The 25,028-nt window shown below is 41.8% G+C and carries 13 protein-coding genes and 1 pseudogene; 8 read left to right on the forward strand and 6 right to left on the reverse strand.

What is annotated here, in order from left to right:
• Positions 1–275: 275 nt before the first annotated feature.
• The 3 genes and pseudogenes from ABDD95_RS19095 (at position 276) to ABDD95_RS19105 (ending at position 2,453) form a co-directional block, all read left to right on the forward strand.
• Positions 276–2,039 carry a mechanosensitive ion channel family protein gene (locus ABDD95_RS19095; RefSeq protein WP_345948949.1) on the forward strand — a complete coding sequence of 588 codons (1,764 nt, stop codon included), beginning with the start codon at positions 276–278 and terminating at the stop codon, positions 2,037–2,039.
• A gap of 70 nt (positions 2,040–2,109) precedes the next feature.
• A pseudogene (locus ABDD95_RS19100) lies at positions 2,110–2,175 on the forward strand (hypothetical protein); the annotation flags it as partial.
• An 11-nt stretch (positions 2,176–2,186) separates the two neighbouring features.
• On the forward strand, positions 2,187–2,453 hold the full coding sequence (locus tag ABDD95_RS19105; RefSeq protein ID WP_345948950.1) for a YnfA family protein: 267 nt from the start codon (positions 2,187–2,189) through the stop codon (positions 2,451–2,453).
• 1,196 nt (positions 2,454–3,649) lie between these two features.
• On the opposite strand, the gene ABDD95_RS19110 is transcribed toward ABDD95_RS19105, so the two are convergent.
• The 6 genes from ABDD95_RS19110 to ABDD95_RS19135 form a co-directional block, all read right to left on the reverse strand.
• Positions 3,650–4,771: a TlpA disulfide reductase family protein gene (locus tag ABDD95_RS19110; RefSeq protein ID WP_345948951.1), complete on the reverse strand. Its 1,122-nt coding sequence runs from the start codon at positions 4,769–4,771 to the stop codon at positions 3,650–3,652.
• A 4-nt stretch (positions 4,772–4,775) separates the two neighbouring features.
• Positions 4,776–7,355 (reverse strand): zinc-dependent metalloprotease, encoded by a 2,580-nt coding sequence (locus ABDD95_RS19115; protein ID WP_345948952.1) that lies wholly within the window; start codon positions 7,353–7,355, stop codon positions 4,776–4,778.
• Between the two features lie 7 nt (positions 7,356–7,362).
• Positions 7,363–8,769, reverse strand: coding sequence for a RagB/SusD family nutrient uptake outer membrane protein (locus tag ABDD95_RS19120; RefSeq protein ID WP_345948953.1), 1,407 nt, complete (start codon positions 8,767–8,769; stop codon positions 7,363–7,365).
• A gap of 11 nt (positions 8,770–8,780) precedes the next feature.
• Positions 8,781–12,215 (reverse strand): SusC/RagA family TonB-linked outer membrane protein, encoded by a 3,435-nt coding sequence (locus ABDD95_RS19125; RefSeq protein WP_345948954.1) that lies wholly within the window; start codon positions 12,213–12,215, stop codon positions 8,781–8,783.
• Positions 12,216–12,317: 102 nt separating this feature from the next.
• Positions 12,318–13,292 carry a FecR family protein gene (locus ABDD95_RS19130; RefSeq protein WP_345948955.1) on the reverse strand — a complete coding sequence of 325 codons (975 nt, stop codon included), beginning with the start codon at positions 13,290–13,292 and terminating at the stop codon, positions 12,318–12,320.
• A 64-nt stretch (positions 13,293–13,356) separates the two neighbouring features.
• Positions 13,357–13,956 carry a sigma-70 family RNA polymerase sigma factor gene (locus ABDD95_RS19135; protein ID WP_345948956.1) on the reverse strand — a complete coding sequence of 200 codons (600 nt, stop codon included), beginning with the start codon at positions 13,954–13,956 and terminating at the stop codon, positions 13,357–13,359.
• Positions 13,957–14,695: 739 nt separating this feature from the next.
• On the opposite strand from ABDD95_RS19135, the gene ABDD95_RS19140 reads away from it, so the two are divergent.
• The 5 genes from ABDD95_RS19140 (at position 14,696) to ABDD95_RS19160 (ending at position 25,016) form a co-directional block, all read left to right on the forward strand.
• Positions 14,696–15,301 carry an RNA polymerase sigma-70 factor gene (locus tag ABDD95_RS19140; RefSeq protein ID WP_345948957.1) on the forward strand — a complete coding sequence of 202 codons (606 nt, stop codon included), beginning with the start codon at positions 14,696–14,698 and terminating at the stop codon, positions 15,299–15,301.
• Positions 15,302–15,369: 68 nt separating this feature from the next.
• The gene (locus ABDD95_RS19145) at positions 15,370–16,533 is read left to right on the forward strand and encodes a FecR domain-containing protein (RefSeq protein ID WP_345948958.1); all 1,164 of its coding nucleotides are present in this window, start codon (positions 15,370–15,372) and stop codon (positions 16,531–16,533) included.
• A gap of 404 nt (positions 16,534–16,937) precedes the next feature.
• Positions 16,938–20,075 (forward strand): TonB-dependent receptor, encoded by a 3,138-nt coding sequence (locus ABDD95_RS19150; RefSeq protein WP_345948959.1) that lies wholly within the window; start codon positions 16,938–16,940, stop codon positions 20,073–20,075.
• A gap of 19 nt (positions 20,076–20,094) precedes the next feature.
• Positions 20,095–21,903, forward strand: a complete 1,809-nt coding sequence (locus ABDD95_RS19155; RefSeq protein ID WP_345948960.1) for a RagB/SusD family nutrient uptake outer membrane protein — start codon at positions 20,095–20,097, stop codon at positions 21,901–21,903.
• A gap of 266 nt (positions 21,904–22,169) precedes the next feature.
• Positions 22,170–25,016 (forward strand): glycoside hydrolase family 2 TIM barrel-domain containing protein, encoded by a 2,847-nt coding sequence (locus ABDD95_RS19160; protein ID WP_345952117.1) that lies wholly within the window; start codon positions 22,170–22,172, stop codon positions 25,014–25,016.
• Positions 25,017–25,028 lie beyond the last annotated feature (12 nt).

Consider the following 25,028-nt stretch of genomic DNA (forward strand, 5'->3'; position numbering starts at 1 on the left):
TTAACGGTTTAAACTGGTTGGTTATACGAAATCGTATTATACTAGCAAATAAGGTACCCAGCAATCTAGCTTGCAGGAAATTTTAGCAGCTTAGTCAAAAATCGTTGTCGTTATTTTACAAAATTTAATCAGTATCAGATTGAGATGCTGTCTAGCATATAATGGCAATGCTAAACGCATGGTTATAATATTATAAAGCAGAAGAACTGTTGAACGCAATTAACAGCCTCAAAATATTCTTATGAATTTCGCTTTATAAATAAATAGATAGGTAAATGATTAGAAAACTGCAATATTGTATAATACTGACCATTGGAATTATTTCAATGACTTACGGACAGAAATCGCAAATGGATTCTATCACAAAGGTCATTGACAAAATGAAGCAAGACAATAGCCTTTTACGTATTAAAGATTCCATAAAAACTGTTGTAATCAAAGAAGGATTGGACAATCTATCCAATCCCAAAACAAAAGAGCTGGAACAATACAAAAATGAGCTGGTGAGAATACGCTTGAGTGACTCCCTACGGTTGGCTTCACAAAAAGCTAAAATCAATGCTTTAAGGGAAAAAATTATTCCTTTTAAAGTAAAGTTATCTTATAAAGAATTATTTGATATCTATAGTGACCTTGGTCCTTTATCTGCGCAAGAGCGGGCGATAGCGGCACAGCAACATATCACGGGCATATACAACCAGAAAACCTACGTTAAAGACTCACTAAGGACTCAGGAAAAAGGCAGCTATATAAATATTTTGTATGAAGGCAATATTATCACCAGCATTGGTGAGGATGATGCCATTTGGGAAAACACCACAAAAGATTCACTTGCTGCAAAATACATTCAAATAATTGATCAAGGAATAGACGGCGTCAGGAACAGTAATGAGCCTAAGAATATATTGTTGCGTTGGGCCTATACAGTAGGCGTAATTTTATTACTTGGCGTTTTGCTTTCATTATTAAACACTTTCTTCAAATGGCTTATCTTTAAAATTGCCAAAAAGCAATATATTATTCAAAAAAATCTTAAAATAAAAAATTATCAGATATTATCTCCTCATCATTTGCGGAGCGTGACACTACGAATATTTAAAACCCTATATACAGCGATTGTCATCGTGCTCGTATATATTTCGCTTAGCATCATCTTTAGTATCTTCCCCTCTACCGAACGGCTCGCCAATGATCTTGCAAGATGGATTTGGCAACCGATAAAGGAATTGGGGGCCTCGATATACAGCTATTTTCCGAAATTATTTAAGTTGATTGTCATTCTGATTATAGGAAGGTATGTTAATAAGTTGCTTCGATTTTTCTCTATTGAAATCAAGCGTGGTAATCTAAATATAAAAGGATTTTACAAAGAATGGGCGACGCCTACCTATAAATTGTTGCGTATATGCTTAATGGTTGTAACCATTATTATAATATTTCCGTACTTACCTGGTTCCGATACAGAGGCTTTTAAAGGTATTTCCGTTTTTTTCGGCATACTGATTTCTATAGGATCCTCTTCGGCTATAGCCAATACAATTGCCGGTTTTATAATCACCTATATGCGTCCATTCAAAGAAGGTGACTGGATAATGGTTAATGAGGTGACTGGTGAGGTAAAAGAAAAAACAGCTTTGGTTACCCGCATCAGGACAATAACCAATCAAGACATAACTATTCCCAATTCAATGATTCTGACTAATAAAACGGTTAATTTCAGCTCTTCTTCCCTTGAAAATGCGCTCATTATCCCGATCGATGTATTTGTTAGCTATACGGTGAGTTTTGAAAGAGTTAACGAATTGTTAATTGAAGCGGCATTGGAAGTCCCTAATGTAGAAAAAGATCCGGCACCATATGTATTCAAAAATAAGCTGGATGAAACTTACATTGTATACAGACTACATGCGTATACCAGGAAACCTGAAAAAATGTATTTCATAACTTCTGATCTAAATGAAAATATCTTGCGCAAGTTTAATAAAGAAGAGATCAATCTGCTTTCACCAAGGTATTATCCAAAACCTAAAGAGCAATAAATTTATAGAGCTTTGCATAAAAATGAATTGTTTTCATAATTTATCAATTATAATGTAAAACCTGTTACAAATGGCGATATTCAAATCACTCTTAATCTTTTTACTGGCAGGCATTTGTGAAATTGGCGGAGGATACTTGGTATGGCTATGGCTCAAAGAAGACAAACCTTACTGGTTTGGTATGCTTGGAATGTTATTACTCGCTTTATATGGTGTGGTAGCTACATGGCAGACAGTTGGTTTCGGGGACGTGTGTATGCAACTTATAGCGGAATATTTATCACCTTATCACTTTTATGGGCATGGAAAGTGGATGGCTTTAAACCCGATCGCTACGACATTATCGGTGCGGTTGTTGCGATAGTTGGAGTCAGCATTATTCTTTATGCACCTCGTCAAATTTCACAGCCATGATGTATGTCTCAGTTATCCTCTCATGACCATGTATATTATTTGATGCCCCAGAATAGATAAAAAAAAGGCTGTCATATTAACAGAAGAAGCAGTGCGGGTAGATGAATAAAGAAAAATAGCAAAGGACGATATCCTGCAAATTGACAAGTACGAAAGTTCAGGAGTTCATATAAACGGTAATCGCCACTAAATAAGAAAGGCGGCTTCACATCACATTTTATGCTGGCCTCTTTTCAAACATTACAAAATAAAAGCTGCCTTCACATTCCGACTAGATAGGCTTGAAGTTTTTACTTTCAGGCAATCTACCTGATGCCTGTATCTTTACCATATCAGCAAGCCTGTAAATTGTTCGATCAATTCGTTTACTCACCTATCCATGGAATATTTTTTATCCAAAGTCCTCTCTGACATCACTTATAATCTTGATTGCAGTTGCAGGATAGGTGAATAAATTGTAGTTCAAATTATAAGTTAAGACTGCTTTATGATGTAACAATATCAGAATCCACTAAATCAGATTTCCATTAACTTTTTCAAGCCAATACCATTTGTGATATGGTAATCGAAACTAGGTTCAACGCATGATTCTTAACTAAGCGTAGTACCATTGCCACTATAACTTTTCAACTGGTTAAATCAGCAGTAGCCTCAACGAAAATTGTGCATAACGTAAAACTTCAACCTCCAAATAGGTGTGATAACAGCCAGAAACGCCAACGCCTAACTAATGATAGATTTTAAACCCTTGCAGTTTGCAAAGTTATGTTATGTGAGGGGCAATACCGCATTGAACTGAGTAAACCAGGCGGCTTTGGGAGTTTATTAAAATGAATACTTTTGAATTATCTAAACCCAGCTTAAGATTAATAAAAATTACCAACAACTGATCCTTTCCATTTAATTTAGCGCATTTGCGCAAAGTTCCAAGCCCAAAAATTCGTAGGCCAAAAATTATATATTATTTCGTATTTTCCATTGAAATATGTCAATGGTAACAAATTACCCAGCCTTCTACAACCTTTCGTTTTAACCATAAATTTATACTAAAAAATAAGCCGGATGATATCAGTGTAGATTTTACCGTTACTATTGGGTTAATAATGGCAATAGAACGACTTTTGACCGACATTAGCCGTTCTATTGCGTTGCATTATAATACAAATGTGATTCCATTGATAACATATGTTTGAACGCTATTTGTCCCGGATAATTTTAGTCAAATGAGTTTCAAGATCTTTCTCATCTAACCGGGTTGCCACTATAAATCCATTTGGGTCAATTAAGCAGTTGAAGGGTAAACTCTTTACACCATAAATATCAGCGACCGCACCGTTCAAGGATTTGGGGTCATTTAACTGCTTCCAGATCAATTCGTCTGCAATAACAGCTTGCTTCCAAGAACTGTTTGAGGCGTCCATGGAAACACTTACAAATTCCAAGCGATCTGACCTTAATTCAGAATATAGTTTTCTCAAAAAGGGGTGCTCTTTACGACAGGGCGCACACCAACTGGCCCAAAAATCCAGTAATACATATTTACCTTTGTAACTACTTAATGCCACTGACCGCCCCTTTAGATCTTTCAAAACAATCTCAGGTGCAGCATGTCCTGGGGAAATGGTTGCCGCTGCCTCAATGAACTGACCAATACGTTTACCATATATCGTGTTTTTTGCTGTCTTAGTTAAGAGCTGATAACAAGCGATGGCTTTAGGCCTGTCAGGGTAAGTGATATAGCTATCAATGATACATAAGACTGCTGCTATACTACTATTATTCTCCTTTACAAATGCGGTTACCAGACTATCTTTCTGCCCCTGGAAGTGAACGTATGCCGGGTGGTTTTTGTCATGCGTGTCACCACCTGTTTGCCTGAGGCTGGTACGGTATATCGTAGTAATTCGCCCACTCTTATTCTTGTAGGCATCATACAATGCCTGCTCTTTGGCATTGTCCACTTTAACCTCGTAAAGTTTATCAAATTCTCCACTTAATCTTATAGTACCATTTTCAGCGATGAAAATCCGGATCTGTTTATTAGCTGTATTACTTAATGTGCAAATGACCGGCTCAGGGAATGTTCCGGTGAATTGGAACACGTTTGACTTGCTAATGGCTGAATCTTTCACCTCCTTCCCTAAATATTCATAGGTGAGGTAAAATCTAGTCCCACTTGGTGCATTGATATTCGAGGTAATGGTATATTGATGCGGCTTTATATTGAAACCACTGATGATCAGCAATAGGACTAAAATGGGCAGGTTAATCAAACCAGTAATAATTACCGGTTTGATCTTTAAATAATTTGATTTCATATGCTTAATAATTTAAGCCAGGTATTGGGGATTCATTAATAATCTTATCCAGCATCTGCTTTAGATAGTATAGGTGTTCGCGGCTAGGCACATCTTTGGTTTTGCTAAGCCCGTTGGATACGTCTTTACGCAACAATTTTAACTCTGCAAAAGCCAAGGGACGAACATTTGAGTAAATAACGTCCGGAGGGGTTACAGAAGCTAATACATTGTCCAGCGATCCCTGTAATGCAAATCTTTTATTATACATGGTGATGATACTACCTACATACATTTTTTGGAGTGGCCTCCGGTATTCATCAATTGCTTTTCCTGTTTTCAATTCTGAAAAAATACCAGTACGCAGATCTTTTAACCATTCTTCCGGAGAGTAAGCCCCTTTTCCATAATCGCGCTGGTTCAACATCATACGGTACAGCCTGCTTTGAGAAGTTACAGAGGCAATCATGCCCTGTTGGACTGATTGCACTTCATTGTTTGTATATCCCGGGTGTACACGTTCGAGGATCTGACGGTTCATCAGCCATTTTGGTGTTTGAAAAACTTCATCATTGAAAAACTTAATCGCTTGTTTCTGCCTGGCTAGGCTAACCGGTTTATATACTGCCCCCGGCTGGTCGTATGTCTTTTCAGTCGTTTCCACACCGCCGAGGATTTTTAGTACATGACCGGCGTAACGGCTATATTGGCCTACGGCTTCCTTATACATCGCCTGCAATTCACTGTAATCTTCTCCGTCCTCACGAGTCCAGTTGATCAATTGCGGAACAATGCGTCTAAGATTCTTTATACCATAAAGACTTGCTTTAATCCCATCGTTACTTAGATCTTCAGCTTGTGAGCGGGGATCCTGGTCTCTACCCTCGCCTCCAAACCACAATCTTTTATTGACAGACAGACTATCTTTGGTCCATTTGTTCAGTACCTTTTTCTCAGCTTCGGCATCAGGCTGGTCTAAGATAGGTTTATAACCCCATTGAATAGCCCATTTATCGTAATCATTGATGCGCGGAAATAATCCCTTTTCACTGATATGATCTTCGGGCTGGGCGACATAGTTAAAGCGTGCATAGTCCATAATTGAAGGGGTATGGCCATGAGCTTCAACCCAAACCTTATCCCGCAGTTTTTCAACAGGGACAGTACTGCTCGATCCCATGTTATGGCGTAACCCTAACGTATGTCCGATTTCATGTGAAGAAACAAAACGGATCAATTGTCCCATCAATTCATCATCAAATTTATTATTGCGGGCACGAGGGTCTACAGCACCACATTGTATCATGTACCAGCGATGCACCAAACTCATGACGTTATGGTACCAGCCAATGTGGCTTTCAATGATCTCACCTGTACGCGGGTCGGCCACGTTAGGACCATAAGCATTCTGACGTGGAGATGCAAAATAACGGACTACTGAGAAACGGGCATCATCCAAGCTCATGGTGGTATCGTTTTCCGGCCATTCCTTACCTACGATCGCATTTTTAAATCCAGCCTGCTCAAAAGCCTTTTGCCAATCGTTTATACCCGCAATCAGGAAAGGGCGCCATTTCTTTGGCGTTGCCGGGTCGATGTAGTATATGATCTGTTTCTGAGGTTCAACTAATTCTCCATGTTTAAATTTATCCAAATCTTCGTTTTTAGGTTCAAGTCTCCATCGATGTATAAATGCCTCTTCCTCGACTTTTTGTTGAGTATCTGAATATCGATTATATGCACTGGCAAAAAAACCGACACGTGAATCATACTTCCGGATCCGCATAGGCTTTTCGGGCAGCAAAACAAACGAACAATTCATGCCTAAGGTCACGGCACCTGCCTCGGTTGCGGCAGGTAAACCACCAGGCCCCGGGCCTGTGGCAGGAGCTGCCATATAAGTGCGGATTGTTCTTATTTCAGTGTTGATCGGAAAACTTTTAACGCTTTCAATATAAGAGCGATCGGCCATTTGTGCCGCTAAACTGTAAGCCCGTTTTGCGCTGGCATCGAAAGATAACAATGGGTTCTCACTGATCAGCCATTCAGTTACATCGATAACCGAAGCCGAAGAATCTTTGCTTTTTGCTTTGATGGGGAAAGCAGCCAAGATCGGGTTCAAGTTCGAATTGGCGACTGCTTTAGCGATCATATTCGTTGAATCTGCCGTGCTAACGAGAGCCGTCACTTTCAAGAAAAGCTTGTTGTTAGGCCCGTTCTCCCAGTACACCATACGCTCTCCTAATTGCTCGCCACCATAATTACCGGCACCGGGAGTTGATTTACTTAACCTGGTCACGGCTAAGATGTCCTTTTTCAGCAATCTGTTAGGTATTTCGAAAAAATAGCGCTCAGCAATTCTATGAACGGTAATTAGCCCCCTTTGCGTTACCGCTTTGGCTGTGATAACCTCGCTATAGGGTTTGAGCACATTCTTTGCCGTATCGGTTCTTGGCCTCACAACAGGTGCCATAGCGATCGGTAAAGGCTTCTTGTTATTCTTCTTTTTAAATATGCTACATGAGTTTGCTATCAACACAAGCAATGCGGTAGCAAGCACCAGGCTTTTCTGCTTGGTACCAGTATGGATAATGTTCTTTTTCATTTTCTTGTTAGTACCCCGGATTCTGAATCAAATTAGGGTTGGTGTCTATAATACTTTGAGCGATCGGAAGCAGTTTGGACTTTGACGTATAGCTTGGCTTTAACGCACTCATGACCGCATCCGCCTGCCCTGTGCGTTTAAGATTGAACCAACGGAAAGCCTGCTCGCAGAAGAATTCCCTGCGATTTTCCAGCGCGATTTCGTCTAGTAAACTTGCCGCTCCGGTGGTAGTGCTTGCCGCAAGCCCTGCCCGGACGCGGGTGACATTCAGGTCACCGAGCGCTCCCGTTAAATTTGAACCGAGTCTTGCTCTTGATTCTGCCCTAATCAGGTACTGCTCCGGAAGCCGGAGTATCACCGGATATTCAGAGATGTTTGCCGCTAAGGCAAGCGCATTGGTCCTATATTTATACTTGAAGGGTACTCTATATATGGTCGTGCCGATGGTGATATCGCTGATCCATCTTGTTCTTCTCAGGTCTGTTGATTGGAATATTTGCAATAAGTTCGGCTGTAAATCATATTTCATCATAGCAGCAGTATTCGAAGCGGGCAGAAATTCTGATGCTTCCGTAGTGTACTGGTTAGAAGATTGTAAAGCCGGCATAATCTGCCAGATACTTTCCGCGCTGTTCTTCACAAAAACGCCTGTTCCCATCGTTGCAGACGGAATTATACTGAATAAACTAGACGCAATGACTTCAGAAGCATTGCTTTCAGCCGCAGCATAATTCCCTGTGAAAAGGTAAACCCTTGCCAGCAGGGCCGCAGCGGTGAATTTATTCACCCCGATACGTTCATTGCTGGTAAATGAAAAGTCGGCCAGTAGATCGGATTTAGCTGCTAATAAATCTATGAGGATTTGCTGGTAAATATTTTCTACAGATTCCCTGGGTTGGTAAGCGGTCACGTTTACATCCGTCTGTAAGACCAGGGGTACCCCCCCATAAAGATTGACCAGGTTGAAATAGCAATAAGCCCTGACATATTTCGCTTCAGCCGACAACTGTTTTCTGATCTTGTCCGAGGTTCCGCTATATTTTTGCAGCCCTTCGATGATTGCATTGGCCCGGTAAATCACCGCGTACCAGCCGGAGAACATATCGCTGGTTGAACTGAGTGGTGTATAGGCATTATTGTTATATTCCTGCTGCAGCACGACGTTGCTCAGGTATTTCAAATCATCGGCCATCAAAGAGGTGTTAACCGGAAGTCCGGTCGTTTGAGCCGCAACTTGTGATAGATTAGCGTACATGCCTGTAAGCGCCCCTTGGGCGGTCTTATCTGAAGCAAAAATGGTAGCTGAGGATAATTCGTTGATCGGTGGATTGATCTCGATCGCTTTTTTGCAACCGGAGGCAACCACCACTAAAATAAAGCTTATGATGAAAATTCTATTGAGCGTTCCTGACATGATCTTAAAATTTAAAATGTACACTGTAACCCTGCAATGATCGTCCTCAGCGGCGGCGTACTTACGCCTTGCGATTCAGGATCGAAGCCCTTGTATTTCGTAATCGTAAACAGGTTTTGGCCCTGTAAAAAGAGGCGCACGTTTTGCGCCCTGACCTTGGATATCCAGGTTGAGGGTAATACGTAAGACAAGCTTATATTTTTCATGCGGATGAACGAGGCGTCGACTACTGAGGCATTAGAAGCCGCATATCTTGTATAAGCGAGATAAGCGGCAAGACCTGCGGCCGTTGAGGTACTGGCGGTCACTAATTGATCTTGTGAACCCAGTGCCAGGTAATCATTCGTTATGCCTGCAGATGCATTATACATGTAGCCGGGGGGATAAAACGATTGATTCAATAAGCTTCTGCCCTGTTGCTTGACAAATTGAAAAGTAAAGTCTAAGTTAAGACCTTTATATGTCAACGAATTGCTCAGCCCGCCAAAATATTTAGGGTAATTTGTGCCCACATAATACTGGTCACCACGTCCGGTCGCCGCGAAACCGCCACTAATGGTTCCACTGTTATTCAGATCGGCAAAATCAGGAAGTCCTGTTGTGGCATTGATGCCATTATATTGATAAACATAATAAGCACTGATTGGGTTTCCGACGATAAAGCGGCTATAGTAACTGGTCTTTTCTATTCCGGGATAAGTTAATAACTTATTGTCGTTTTTAGCAATGTTGAATGATGTAGTCCAGGTAAAGCTTTTGTTCCGGATGTTCGTGCTGGTCAATAAAAATTCTACGCCCGAATTCTGAACGGTTGCCGGCAAGTTAGCCTGGTAGCTGGCAAAGCCGGTCTGCGGGCTTATACTGAAGTCGAGTAGTTGATTACCTGAACGATTACGGTAATAAGAACTGGTTAACGATAAACGGTCCTTCAAAAAGCCGAGTTCCAAGCCAATTTCCAGCTTCTTGGTGGATTCCCATTGAAATTCATTATTTGCAATACGGGTGGGCTGCAATGCCGCAACTGTAGCGTAAACAGACGTTGCCGCAGAGGTATACGTATCCAGATATTTATAGTTTCCGATCTCATCACTGCCAACAATACCATAGCTGCCCCGGAGTTTGCCGAAGCTAAACCAATCCAACTTGTCTTTGACAAATTTTTCCTCCGAGAATACCCAAGCGGCGCCTACCGCCCCAAAATGACCGAATTGGCGATCCGGTCCGAATCTTGAGGAGCCGTCACGGCGAAAGGATCCGTTGATAATATATTTATTATCGACGTTGTAAGTCGTTCTGGCGAAGACAGACGTATACTTGTAGTCCATAGACGCCGCACTGACACTTCTGGTGGTCGCAGAAGCAATATTATTAAGGAAAACATCCGCGGTAAAACCGGATGCCAATATGTTATAAGGCTGATTGGACTGCCTGAACTGCCAGGTCCCGCCTGCAAGTAAATCTAAATTTCCTTTCCATGCTTTGGTCTTGTAATTCAGTTGCGGTTCAACGATATAATTGTTAGTATAATTATAAACGAATGCAGAAGTACCTGTTCCTGTAGGGTTTAGCGCAGGATTCAAAGAGGTTGAGGGCCGGATAGTAGTGGTACGCATGTCCGTTTTACTATAGCCTACGGATGTCTTGAAATCCAAACCCTTAAGCAGTGTATATTTAAGTACAAGATTGCTCAGTAGATTAGTGCTCCGGTTATCATTGGTCTGGTCACGGAAGCCCAAAGGGTTATTAACTGTTGAAAAGTAATATAAGCTACCATCCGGGTTGTACAGCGGGTAGTTGGGTGGTAAAGTATAAGCGTATGTAGCGAGGTCTATCGTAGCAATATTATTCTTATCCGCGGAATAGATTGCGGAAAGCGATAAGGTAAATCGCTGGTCGGCTGAAGAATGATTTAAATTAAAGTTTGCTCCGCCACGCTGATAAGCCTGACTTCCTGGGTAAACGTTGCCTTCTTTATGATAAGTTCCGCTTAAATAAAAATTTGTACGCACATCGCCCCCTGAAACATTTGCATTAATATCATTGGTGTGAGCCGTGTTTCCTAAAAACAGACGCTGAAAATCGGTGTTAGCGTTCTGATCCCATACCAGAAGATCAGGAGCATTCGCAGCAGTAGGGGTAAGATTGTTATTGGCAAAACCTTTTCTGCGCAAGGCAAGATATTGCTCTGTACCCAGCAGGTCGACAAAGTGTGTAACCTTTGACATGCCTGTTGATGCATTGACACCAAATTTGGTTTTCCCTGCTTTGCCCTTTTTGGTAGTGATTAGAACCACACCGTTTGCTCCACGGGAACCATAAATAGCGGTCGCATCAGCATCTTTTAACACCTCTATACTTTCGATATCAGAAGGATTGATCGTATTTAACGGGCTGGTAGCTCCTTCAGCAGATTGTGTAGCTGTACCGGTAGCAGCCGCGCTGATCGGTTCAGAAAGAAAAGGAACCCCATCGATCACATAAAACGGACGATTACTGTTTAATAGTGAATTAGTCCCTCTGATTTGCACGTTGATGCCTGCACCCGGCAGTCCGTTGGTCTGTGTTATAGCAACCCCCGGCAGACGCCCCTGCATAGCTTGTAAAACGTTGGTCACCGGCTGCTTCTCAATTTCCTTGGCACTGATGCCGGCTTGGGAACCTGTACTGGTACGGCGTGTTGTTGTACCATAACCGATGACCACCACCTCATCGAGTTTTGCCGGATCAGGTTGCATCTTTACGTTTAAAGTACCTTCAGTAGTGACCACCATCTCTACGGTTTTGTAACCAACGACCGAAAACTCAATTATGGAATTGGATTTGGCCAAACCAATAGCATAATTACCTTTGCTATCAGTTATAACGGCCTGGTTGCCATTTTTAACCTTTACCGACACTCCTATCAACGGCTCGTTATTTTCATCTATTATTTTACCGGTCACTACGAAACCTGGCAATTGATAATTGACGTCCGGCGCGGAGGTGACGGGCAGAACCTGAGGGTTTGGGGTGATCCCTGACTTCAACACCATGAACTGGTCATTGATAATTTCATAGGTCACCCCACCGTCTTTTAACAACCGGTCGAGTACATCTTTCATCTTTACATTATTGAAGGAAGCAGTTACCAACTTGGCATTCTTCCAAACTTGGCTGTCATAAACCAGCCGAATGTTCGCCTTCGTGGCTATTACCTTTAGTGCCCGCTCCAATTTTTGGTTGTTAAATTCTGCAGTAATGCGTTTTTCGAGCAACTGGGCACGCACTGGTGCCGACCAGCTGAACTGCACAGTAATAGCGATACATAAGAGTTGAAGAAACGAGAGCTTCATGATCTTTTTTAAAAAGGGGAGCACATTGTAACTTGCATGGGCATTAGAAACATGCTGAGATAACGGCGCAAAATTTTGTGCATAGAATGGCCGTTTGAACAATTCCTTGTACATTTGTTAGGGTTTAGTCGTAAAAATTAATAGGTTTGCCTCTAAATCTTAATAAGCAGGCGTGTTGGAGCACACCTGCTTTTTTTATGGGTATAGCTTATTTCATTAGTTACAGCCTCCTCCTGTAATAGTCACTATGTTGTCTTTGATTTGGTAATTGGCGCTCATTACGGCGCACATAACTTTCAATGTATTTTCAAGTGACTGATCCGTTACGTTAGCAGATAAATTGCAATTCATATAATCTTCCTCACCAGTCTCTATTTTAACATTGAATTTTTGCTCGATTCGCTTTCTTACAAAGGCGAATTTTGCATTGTCGAATTCCATTTGATATTCGGTCCCTGAAATAACTTGAGTTTTGTGATCCGCGATCGTTGCAGAGATGACCGGAGGTTTTGTCACATCCCGAGATTCATACTCTTTCTCAGGAGTTACGATTACAGTCGATTTTTTTGCAAAATGGCCTTTGGCCGAAGACACCATTACTTTTCCTGTAAGTACGATCAGTTTGAAAGACTTATTGAGGGAATTCTCCTGAATGTTAAAGCTTGTGCCGAGAACTTTCGTCTCAAACTGACCAGCTTTGATTATAAAAGGATGCTTGGGATCTTTAGTCACCTCAAATAAAGCTTCCCCTTGCAAAGATACATTTCGGGTAGAATTAGAAAACTTTGCAGGGAACTGTAAACTACTGTTTCCTTTGAGCCAAACAATCGTATGATCCGGGAGATAAATCTTTTTTATACCCCCTTTAGTACTGGCTATTTTCAATGGAATGACAGCGTTTTGATTAAGTTGCCAGTACAAGGTTCCTGCCAAACCGATCAATGCTATGACAGCTGCGGCGGCAGTGGCCATCTTCCACTTGCGCCTAGGTTTGGCGACTCTACCTTGAATTTGGGAAAATAATCTTCTTTCCAGATCAGCTTTACTACGATCATTTAATTTCCACGTCGGAGCCACTGCTGGTTTTTTAGCATACCATATTTCTAACTCTTCCATTTCGGGAACCGAAATAGTACCATTAAGTAGTTTTTCTGCCAATATTTCAATTCGGCTAGACTCATTTTCGGGCATAAGTATTTTCTTTGCTCATATAGAGTATTAAAACCCGACAAACCCTATGTCTGAATTAAAATTTCTACTTTTTTAGTAGCAAAAAGGATATTATAGAGATAAACGGGAGAAAATCTGAATCTCTAAGCTTGTTTTTGATTGATTTTAATGCTTTTGTCATATGAGCCTCAACCATTTTCAACGAAATGTTCATTTTGCCAGATATTTCAGCATTTGAGAATCCACTCTCGCGGCTTAATCGAAATACCATTTGACATTTTTCCGGTAAATTAGTGATAATAGTTTCTAATTGGTCTCTTATTTCCACAAAATTTAAGAATTCCTGGGTGCCGTTATCAATGAAAGAGCTTTCTGAGATCCCATCAATAGGTACGTTGAATATTTTTTTCTTCTTGGCAAGGTTGGCATACACTTCGTATTTCAAACATGCAGAAACGTAGGTATTAAAGGAATATTTTAATTCTGTCAGATATCTGTTGTTCCATATATTGATGAAAACTTGCTGCACCGCTTCTTCAGCATCTTCCTGACTAAGTTTCTTTTGAAGAGCAACCTCTAGCAGCCTATCCCAATAGCGACGATACAATGCAGTAAAAGCCCGATTACTATCTTCTTTTAGTAAATCAAACAGCACTTCATCAGTCTCATCAGTTAGGACATGCATACACTTATTTAAATCTCTAATTTAAAACTTAAAATTGGAGTTACAAATTGTTAACCTTCCATCTCAAATTTGCCTAATCTAATACATCCCGGATTAATAAATCTTCTCAATCATCTAACAACGAATATTTAGTTGAACAACCGTTTCTCGGTGTTATATGTGGCATTAACCAAATTATTACAGTCAATATGAGTAAATTAAAACCGTTTTATAGCTAAAAATAATTGCTTTAGTTTAGAAAGACTGTTTTTTGATAAATAAAATGACAATTTTGATGGCGAAGTTACATTTGCTAAAAAATTACGTTGTAAATAAATACTAATTTGGACTGCACCTCTCAAAGGCCCTATTGATAGTCGCTTTAAGCTGCATTAATTATCCTATATTATAAATTATATACATCTCGTAGTCGAGACCCCGTAACTCACCATTCCGTGACCAAAACAGTTAAAGTCGCCATTCAAGCATAATATTATAGTTGAGCTGAAATCTTCAGGACTTTGAGTTGACCGTTGCTTAAGCAAAGTTTGCGTATTGTGACTCCACTGAAATAAGCAGGTTACATACAGGATAGTACAGGTTGCCGTATCGTTAAAATTATCAAATTGATTTTCAATTGATTATGAAACAGGTGATTGTTTGATCAATTATGTACCTCAAAATGTTTCTGTTTTAAAAAATGCTTTTAGTATTATTGATTAACCAAGTTATATAGTACCCTAAGTATTAAATCTTTTATATGGAAGTAATTTCCGCAACTGATCTTAAACTGTTGGTCTCCCAACTTAGGGACGGAAATCGGCACGCCTTTAATTCTTTATACCGGTACTATAGTCAACCCTTACTTAAAAAGATCAAAACTCTCGTCAAAAATGAAGAAGATGCTCAGGAAATACTCCAGGATGTCTTTTTAAGGTTGTGGTCAGCCAGAACTTCATTGGACCCTGAAAGGTTTTGTAAACGATATTTGTATCAAATTGCAAGTAATCTGATACACAATCATTTAAGAAATTTAGCGCTTGCTCACAAAAAAGAGGCTATGTTTTCGCAAGATGTCCGTTGGGAATATTTCCATGTAGAAGAACAACTGATCGAGAAAGAGAATGAGGATATTCTCAACACTGCAATAGAAAATTTATCTGAACAATGCCGTAAAGTTTACATCTTAAGCAAAATTGACGGTAAAAGCCACCGTGAAATCAGTGAGATATTGAAGTTGTCTATCGCCACGGTCAATAATCACATGGTCAAAGGTAATCGTGAGATCCGCGAGTTTTTTATGCGGAATGCTGAAATGCTATCTTCCTTATTTTTTGTGATCTCTGCTTGCATCTTTCCAAAATAATTAAAAAAAATGCTTACGATATAGTTACTCATCTGGTTTGGTGTGTATATTAATATACAAGCCCAATTATGAACCGCTTCGAGGAACTTTTTGCCAAATTTAATAAACATGCGTGTACTCCTCAAGAACAGGAAGAGTTGATGCAATATTTGGATTCTGAAGAGTATGATAAGGAGATTAAAAAAAACATTTTAGCTCGTTTGCTTGAAGTACCTGTCGATAAAGAAGATATTGAAGACGAAACAGAATACATTCTTCAAAAGATCAATGCCGAAATTGATAAAGAAACGATTGTTCCATTCTATAGAAAACATTGGTGGTTAGTTGCTGCGACAATATTGTTATTGGGGACCATTACACTTTTAAGATTTGGCGTGGATAATGAGCAACCTGTTTTAAATGTCAAAGCAAGAGTTGTTAAACCAATAGTAATCTTACCGGGAGGGAACAAGGCAATACTTACGACAGCAAATGGAAATACAATTTCTTTGACGACCGCAGCGAATGGCACGTTGGCCAATATTAGTGGTGTTGATATTTCTAAAACCAGCGATAGTCAATTACGCTTCACAACCCAGAATAAGGATGAGCCGGTATCAGAGGGAATAAATACACTAACCACCCCTAAAGGAGGGAACTATGACATTTTTCTCGCTGACGGCACTCATGTATGGTTAAATGCCGGATCTACATTAACGTTTCCAACTATTTTCAATAGTGCCGAGCGACAAGTGAGTCTTACAGGTGAGGGCTATTTTGAGGTTGTGCATAATGGAAAACCGTTCATAGTGCACACCGCCACACAAACGATCCAGGTTTTAGGCACGCACTTCAATGTGGAAGCTTATTCCGATGAACATATAGTGAGGACCACATTACTCCAAGGGGCAGTTAAGGTCATTAGAGGCACCGAGAATATTCTACTAACACCGGGACTTACAACTATCAATGACGGTGCCTCTAAATTGTATACCGTCAAAGCAGATATAGAAGAGACCATGGCCTGGAAAAATGGCCAGTTCATTTTTGATGATACCAGTATTGCAGAGGTCATGCGAAAAGCATCCCGGTGGTACGATGTGGAGGTCGAGATCAAAGATAATGTCGGTGATAAGAAACTTTTGGGTACTGTATCCAAATATAAGACCGTAAATGAATTGCTTGATGTCGTTGCCCTGGCAGGCAAGATCAGGTACAAGATCGAAGGAAGGAGGATCACGCTTATGAGATAGGTATACTTTAACATGTATGCCCGAAAAAAAAACCAGAAGCCTGGCAGCTTCTGGTCTGTCACAGCTTATGGGAGCTGCTTCGGGTGATCAGATCATCGTTTCCTTTTTAAACCAATTTTCTAAAAACCACTATTCAAATGTACGTAAAAATTACTGCACTCAGGTGCACGTCTCCTTCGTGCGCCTACCCTAAATTATGGCGAATTATGAGATCAATTTTTTTTCTGGTCCTGTTAGGTTGCCTGCAAGTCAGCGCATCCTCATGGGCACAGATCACCCTGAAAAAAAACAACGCATCTCTTAACGAGACGCTGCGCGACATCAGGAAACAAAGCGGTTATAACTTACTTGCAGATGCAAGTCTTATCAAACACGCTAGCCCTGTCACTTTAAATCTAAATAATGTGTCGCTTGACGCGGCTTTACAGGCAAGTCTGGCTGACCAACCTTTCGCGTATTCGATCAAAAACAAAACGATCATCATCTTCGCAAAAGATCGACCAGCGAAAGAAGAGTTCAAAACACAACAACAAAAAGTAACCGGTAAGATCACGGATGAGAAGGGTCAGCCAGTAATTGGCGCAACGGTCAAAGTGAAAAGTGGCGGTCAGGGTGCTGTAACAGACGTCAACGGCGTGTTTACCATAGACGTATCTGAAAATTCCATCCTTATCATCTCATACATCGGGTATGAGACTCAAGAAGTTTCAGTAACAGGCTCATCTCCATTGAACGTATCACTGAAACCGGCTGCCAAAAATCTGAATGATGTAGTAGTGATAGGTTACGGTACCCAGCGTAAGAGAGATGTTACCGGTGCAGTCACATCCGTATCAAGCGAAACCTTGCAACAGGTCCCGGCTCAAACGAATGTCGTTGGACAGCTTCAAGGCAGGGTCGCTGGCCTGGATATTTCCACTACCGGCAACGCACCTGGCTCGACAGGGCAGATCAGGTTACGTGGGGAAAGATCATTTGCGACCAGTAACAGCGCTGCTGACGCAACGAACGCTCCATTATTTGTATTGGACGGCGTGCCGTTCATTAATGCCAGCCTGAACGACATCAACCCCAATGACATTTTAAGTGTCGAAGTTTTGAAAGATGCATCTGCCACCGCTATCTATGGTTCAAGGGCATCAGGTGGTGTAATCCTTGTCACTACCAAGCGCGGTAAAAGTGGCCGTACACAGGTCAACTTCAATACAACAACAGGGATCACAAGGGCCATCGGAAAATATAACTTGATGGATGCCCAAGAATATGATGCATTTAAACAAGAGACCATTGCGGGCAATACAGTAAACCCCGGAACTACACCATATCCCAGGACCGTAGCTGAGCAGGCTGGCCTCGATAATGGAACCAATACCGATTGGATCGCGACCGTCCTGCGTCCAGGTTATGTTACTGACAATCAGCTTCGGATATCTGGCGGTACAGAGAATACTCAATTTTCACTTAGCGGTGGGTATCGCGATGAAAAGGGCATTCAATATGTGCAACATTACAAGAGGGGTAGTATATTGTTCAGCCTCGATCAGAAGATCAGTAAAGTTTTCAAGGTTGGTATCACCTCTAACAATAGCTTAGCATTCCGCGACAACATCGGTGATTTGGTTGCTACCGCAAGTACTTTAAGCCCGCTGAACACTGTTTACAATGCAGATGGCAGTATCAATGTTCGTCCGGCCACAGGTACCCTGGGAGAATTAACGACCTTAAACCCGATAACGTTAAGAGATCCGGCTATTCAGGCGGTGAACAGGCGACTGACCACTAATAACGTTCTATATGGTGAAGCAAATATTCTTGATGGCCTGAAGTACAGACTGAACGCTAGCTTATCATTTAATCAGAGCCAGGGCAATAATTATAACCCCGTTAACAATGTGGTAAATACCAACAGCACCCAGGACCAGTCGACCGCCTCTATATCTAATAGTGAAAATTATGTTTGGCTTATCGAAAATATACTTACCTACGATAAGACCTTCAACCAAAAACATCACTTCACTTTTACCGGTCTGTATAGCGCTGAGAAAGATCATACGCAGGGAAGTGGCATAAATGCTATAGGTGTATCTGCTGACTATCTGAAAAGCTACAACCTATTTCTGACCAGCAGTACGAATGTGACCAATTCAAATTTTTCGTACGCGGAACGCGGTCTGATCTCTTACATGGCCCGTGCATTTTATGGATTTGATAACAAGTACCTTTTAACGGCCACACTTCGCCGGGATGGATCTTCAGTACTAGGTCCAGGTCACCAATATTTTACTTATCCCGCATTTGCATTCGGCTGGAATGTTGATCAGGAAAATTTCATGAAAAAAGTGACCTGGGTGAATTCGTTGAAATTCAGACTTGGATACGGCGTTACCGCCGATCAGAATATCAGCCCATACCAGATCCTTGGGAATCTCACCTCCGTAGCATATAACTTCGGGACTAATCTGCAAAATGGCGTTTTGGTTACTTCATTACCTAACCCGAATTTAAAGTTCGAGCATACAAATAACATCAATTTGGGTGTCGATTTCGGTTTATTTAATAACCGTCTTACGGGATCGGTCGATGTTTATACGCAAAGAACATACGATATTTTGCAAGTGCTTTCGTTGCCGCTGAGTATCGGCCCATCAACTACGACCGTGAATGCAGGTGATTCAAAAGGACGGGGTCTAGAGATCACTTTAAGCTCTAAAAACCTCACCAAAAATTTCCAGTGGAATACTGATTTCAACATCTCATTCCAGCGGTCTGAGATCACAACGTTGCACGACGGCCTACAGCAGGACATCGGCAACGGGTGGTTCGTAGGCCAACCGTTCAATATTATTTATGATTACAAAAAATTGGGTATTTGGCAAACTAGTGAGACCACAGAAGCAGCAAGATATAACCAGCGCCCTGGGCAAATTAAAGTGCAGGATGTGAACAGTGACGGCAAGATCGATGCAAGTGATAGACAGATATTAGGAAATTACCAACCCAAATTTATCGCTGGCTTGACCAATCATTTCAGCTACAAAGGTTTTGATCTGACCGCTGTCGCTTTTGGCCGTATCGGGCAAAAGGTGTCGGTAAATTATCTTGCTCAAACTTACGGTGGTCTCTTTAACATTGGTAGAGGAAATCAGATCATGCTGGATTATTGGACGCCAACAAATCCGACCAATGAATCTCCGCGGCCAAATGCTGGAGCAGCACCACTATATGCATCAACTTTACAGTACCGAGATGGCTCATTTATCAAAATGAGAAGTATAAGCTTGGGATACAATTTCCCAAAAAGCATCTTGAAAGAAGGAGCGATTAAGTCGTTAAAAGTTACTGCTATCGTCAACAACCCGTTCACGATATGGGCACCATTGGTGAATAAGGGACTAGCTTTTGACCCGGAAAGTAACGGCTATGGCGGACAGGACAGCGGTGCGTCGGGCTTTTCTGGAAATGCCCTGGGACGTGCACTTACAATTGGCCTGTACATCCCACAAACCCGTGTATGGTCGATAGGTATAAACGCAGGTTTTTAATTTTTAAAGCATAATTCAAATGAAACTCTATTATAAAGTATTTATCGTTCTAATTGCAGCAAGCATATTGGGTCAGTTCAGCTGTAAGAAACTTTTAGAACAAAACCCAAGGGCAAGTATCACCCCTTCCTACTTCACCACACAAGCTGGTGTTCAGGGCGGTATAACTGGTGTTTACCAAAACTTTCGCTCTCTATGGGGCTCAGAGAACTTTTTTTATACGCTACAGGGTGGTACGGATGAGGTCATAACGGCGGGTAGCGCATCTACTACCGGGGCTAACATCATGAACTACACAAATTTTGTCAATAACGCCGACGTTTATAATACATTCGCACAGTTGTTCCAAAACGCGTATCAGGATATCAATACACTTAATGGTGTGCTGCAATTTGGCCAGACAGCTTTTACCGATGCAGCTGTGCAGAAGCAATATTTGGCACAAGCTAAATTTTTAAGAGCATTTCTTTATTTCGAACTTGTACGCACTTTTGGCGATGTCCCACTGCATACCACGTATATTAACGAAAGTACACTGAGTGACAGCAGGGCTCCGATCGCGGATGTCTATAACCTGATCATTCAGGACCTGACACAGGCGTCTACAGACCTGCAAACTAAGGCAGGTGACCCTATAACTTCGACTGTCTCTTCTGCCTTCGCTGGTCATGCAGCAACCAAGGCTTCCGCTTTGTTCTTGCTTTCAAAGGTCTATCTGACGCGTGGATGGTCCAGTGCGGCGCAACCCACCGACTTCCAAAATGCCTTAACAACGTCGCAAAATCTCATCAATAATGCAGGTACTTATAATAAAGGCCTGTATGCCTCTTACGATCAGGCATATACTGAAGCGAACGATGCGTCGAATAGAGAAGACCTTTTTTCTGTAGAACATAATACTGATCCAAAGTATGGTGAATATAGCCTGAATGCAGCAACGCCGGTAAATTATAATGGATTGGCTTTTTACTTCAGACCGAACTATCCTTCGATCGTTGTTAATTATCCAACCAATAGCGGTGCTACTTTGGTGACAAGGGACCTCACTAACGGTCGCCCGTTTCAACGTGTAAGACCGAACCCAGACTGGGTGGAATCTGTACTTTTTGCAGATAAAACAAATGATTTTCGTTATTGGAACACTTTCCAAACTGCATGGATCGCCAACAATGCGTCAGTGACGCCGCGCGGCACATTAACAATCGGGGTCGATACAGCGATATGGGTACCGCCGTATGATCCGGGTGCTACAAAGAGAGCAGCTTTTAAAGGCGTAATCTTTTTGCGTCCTTCGGTGGCTGCCGCTGCAACAGGCGTTAATAAGAATGCTTGGACTACGATCATGTATCCATCAGTGAAAAAGTTTGATAATCCGGGTAGACCTGCTGTTAATGATGCCTCTATCAGGCCTATCGTTTTGCTGCGTTTTTCAGAACTATATCTGATCGCAGCAGAAGCGGCCTTTAAATTAGGCGATTATACCACGGAAGCAAATATGCTCAATGTTCTACGTACCCGAGCGGTAGCACGTCCTATCACAGCAGCCCCGGCCCCAGCCGGGGCTGCTGCTGCGCTACAAGTAACAGCAGGACAACTACAATCTGCGGGGATCGATTTTATTTTAGACGAACGTTCACGTGAGCTTTTCGGCGAATCGCTACGCTGGTATGACCTTGTTCGTACACAATCTTTGGTCCGTCGTGTTAAAGCGCTCAACCCGACAGCCGGAGCTAATATTCAGGATTTTATGGTTTTAAGGCCGATACCTCAACGCCAGATCGATCTGGTTACGGTAGGCCCTAAATTTCCGCAAAATCCAGGGTATTAACACCAGCCCAGCCTGCCAATAAGATCTCTGCAAAAGATCACTTTATTGGCAGGCTTTTCTGTTGACCGATACGATCCAATTGAACTTTGGCTTTAAACTGACCATGAGACATGTCCTTTAAAAATCTATTAATACTCAGTACAACATTTCTGATCTTTTGCACCAATGCATTGTTCGGTCAGATCCTGATACCTACTTCCCAGGATCATCATCAGGTATTATCCCTGAACGGAAAGTGGAAATTTAAATACCTACAGGGAGAAAGGATGGGTTCCGACACTTTATTTTATGAGCCTCAATTCGACATAAAAGATTGGGCGAGTATAAAAGTGCCAGGCAACTGGGAACTTCAAGGCTTTGCAGAGCCATTCTATGCCAGGAACCTTAAGAAGGGAATGGGACTTTATCGGACGACCTTTAAAGTTCCAACTGACTGGAAAGGTAACCCGACCTTTATAGCATTAGATGGTGTCGAATTTGGTTATTCGATATGGGTCAATGGAAAATTTGCAGGAAAATTTGCAAGCGCATACAATCGTAATGTTTTTGATATATCTGAGTTCGCCACCATCGGTGTCAACCAGTTGGCGGTGAAGGTGATCACTCAACCTAAGGGTTATGAGTTCGATACCAATGATGATTGGTCTATATCCGGCATCAGCAGAAATGTAACAGTTTTTAGTTTACCAAAGGTTCACCTGCGGGATGTAGTGATCAAAACGGCGGTAAGTGCGGGGACAGCGGTTGAGGTTCAGGCATTGGTCGAAAAAGCCGGTAACTTACCATTTCCTAAAGATCTGAAACTGACCGGTAAGCTAACCGATGCATCTGGTAGAACCATTAAATCTGTCGATCTTCAAGCTGAGGCTAACCCCAAAGATGCTGCTGTTTTATCTTATAAAGGGAGAATAGCGGTAACCGGGGCTCGTTTGTGGTCAGCGGAATCACCATACCTATATACTATTCAGATCGCTGTAAGAAAGAAGGCGGGCCTGATACAAGAATATCAAGAACGGGTTGGCATACGTGAACTAAGTTGGGCGGATGGAGTCTTAAAACTGAATGGGGCACCTATTAAGCTAAAAGGCGCAAATCACCATGACCTTTCGCCGGTGAACGGCCGTGCGATCTCCAAAATAGAAATGGTCAACGATCTTAACCTAATGAGGAAAGCAAATATCAACTTTATCCGCACCTCGCATTATCCACCAGCGTATCCCTTCCTTGAATTATGCGATTCATTGGGGTTCTATGTCATGGATGAGATCCCTTATGGATTCGGTGAGCAGCACCTTAAAGATACCAGCTATTTACCCATTTTGTTGCAAAGAGCGAAGAGCACGATCGCACGGGACAAGAACCATCCCAGCGTGATTATTTGGACCTCGGGAAATGAGAACCCGATCACCGAGATCGGCCTTAAAACCGGTAAGTATATCAAACGATCAGATAACACCCGCCCGTATAGTTTTCCTCAAACTCCAGATGTTTTTGAGGATATGCTCAAAGCTATACCCGATTCCATAGACATGCTGAACGATCATTATCCTACCAAGGATGATCTGAAACGTTTTGCACCTAAGCTTGACCGGCCTATGATCTCAGGTGAATATGCTCATGCGCTGGGACTGGATTTTAACTCGATGGAAGCTGTACATGAAACGATGTATCCCGATAAACATATGGTGGGAGGTGCTGTTTGGGCTTTCTTCGACCAGGGCCTGCTACGAAGATCGCCCAAACCTTTTAACAAGAATGAGTTCACATTTTATGTGTGGCCGACCCGCGATTCGATCTTCGATACATCTACCAATGAAGGTGCAGACGGAATAGTTTATGCCAACAGGGTGCCTCAGGTTGACTATTACCAGGTTAGAAAAGTATACACACCGGTAAAGATTCTGGATGATACTTTAAAATATCAGGCAGGCAAAGCTACTTACAAACTCAGGATCGAGAATCGCTATGATTTTACCAATTTGTCCGCAACCCAATGCGAGTGGCAAATATTTGCAGACTCAACAGTGATAAGATCAGGGATATTGCGCCTTTCCTGTACCCCACATCAAACGACCACTGCATCCATTGGTACATTCCTACCCCCAGGTTCGACAGCAAGCTATTTTTATCTGAAGCTGAAGATCTTAGACAAAAACCACTTTCAGGTCTATGAGAAGGTATTCCCATTAAAAGTGATCAGTGGTAAGTCGTTGGTTGAACGTATCGAACCGGGAAAGATCAAGACCAACTCGGTTAGCGGTAATGAGATCATCTCGGGGAATTATCGCTTCGGATTCGATAAGGCAACAGGTAATTTTCAGATCAAGAACAGCGCAGGGGAAACCATGATCTTAGATGGGCCATTTGCCAGGGTAGGTCGTAAAGCAACGGTCTCTGAAATTGCGGCAAGAAAAAAAGCTAACCCTAAAGTTGTCCACAACGTTTGGGACCCGTTCATTCTTACTAAACCAGAAACGCAGATCAAAAATTTCGGCGCAAACCTAATCGATGTAAATTATAAGTTTAAGCCGGAATCGCCTAAGGACAGGGTACTCGCGGGCGATATTTCTTACAGTTTATCCGATAGCGGAAATATCAAAGTGAAATATCACCTGGCGGCAGATGCCAAAGAAGAAGCAACACAAACCGGATTATCATTCCTGATCCCAGCTTCACTTACCGAATTTCGGTGGGTAGGAAAAGGACCATACCCAGCCTATCCGGGAAAGGACCGTTTAAGCGAATTTGGTATTTTTCATTTGAACAGTAATGATCTCTATTTTCCAGGTAACCGGCAGAAAGTAAGCTGTGCCATCTTTTCGGACAAAAAAGGTTCTGGTTTTGCATTGGTCGCTGATAGTGCAGATATCACAGTGGAACGCACGGATAATGGCCTGGTGGTCAGTCACAATTCTTCGGTCTCTGGTCATTTCAATAAATATAACTGGCCTACTGATCTCTATTCTTTTAATAATGGGAAGCCGATCAGTGGAAGCTTTTACGTTATTCCATTCACCGCAGAGACCTGGCCCAGAACGCTTAAAACCATATTTGGAGATATAAAGCAGGTCGCCAAGCCGTATGCACCATTTTTTTACAGTTATGATCAATAAATAAAGCTTAAT

The organism is Mucilaginibacter sp. PAMB04274 (assembly GCF_039634385.2).
Taxonomy (GTDB): Bacteria; Bacteroidota; Bacteroidia; order Sphingobacteriales; family Sphingobacteriaceae; genus Mucilaginibacter.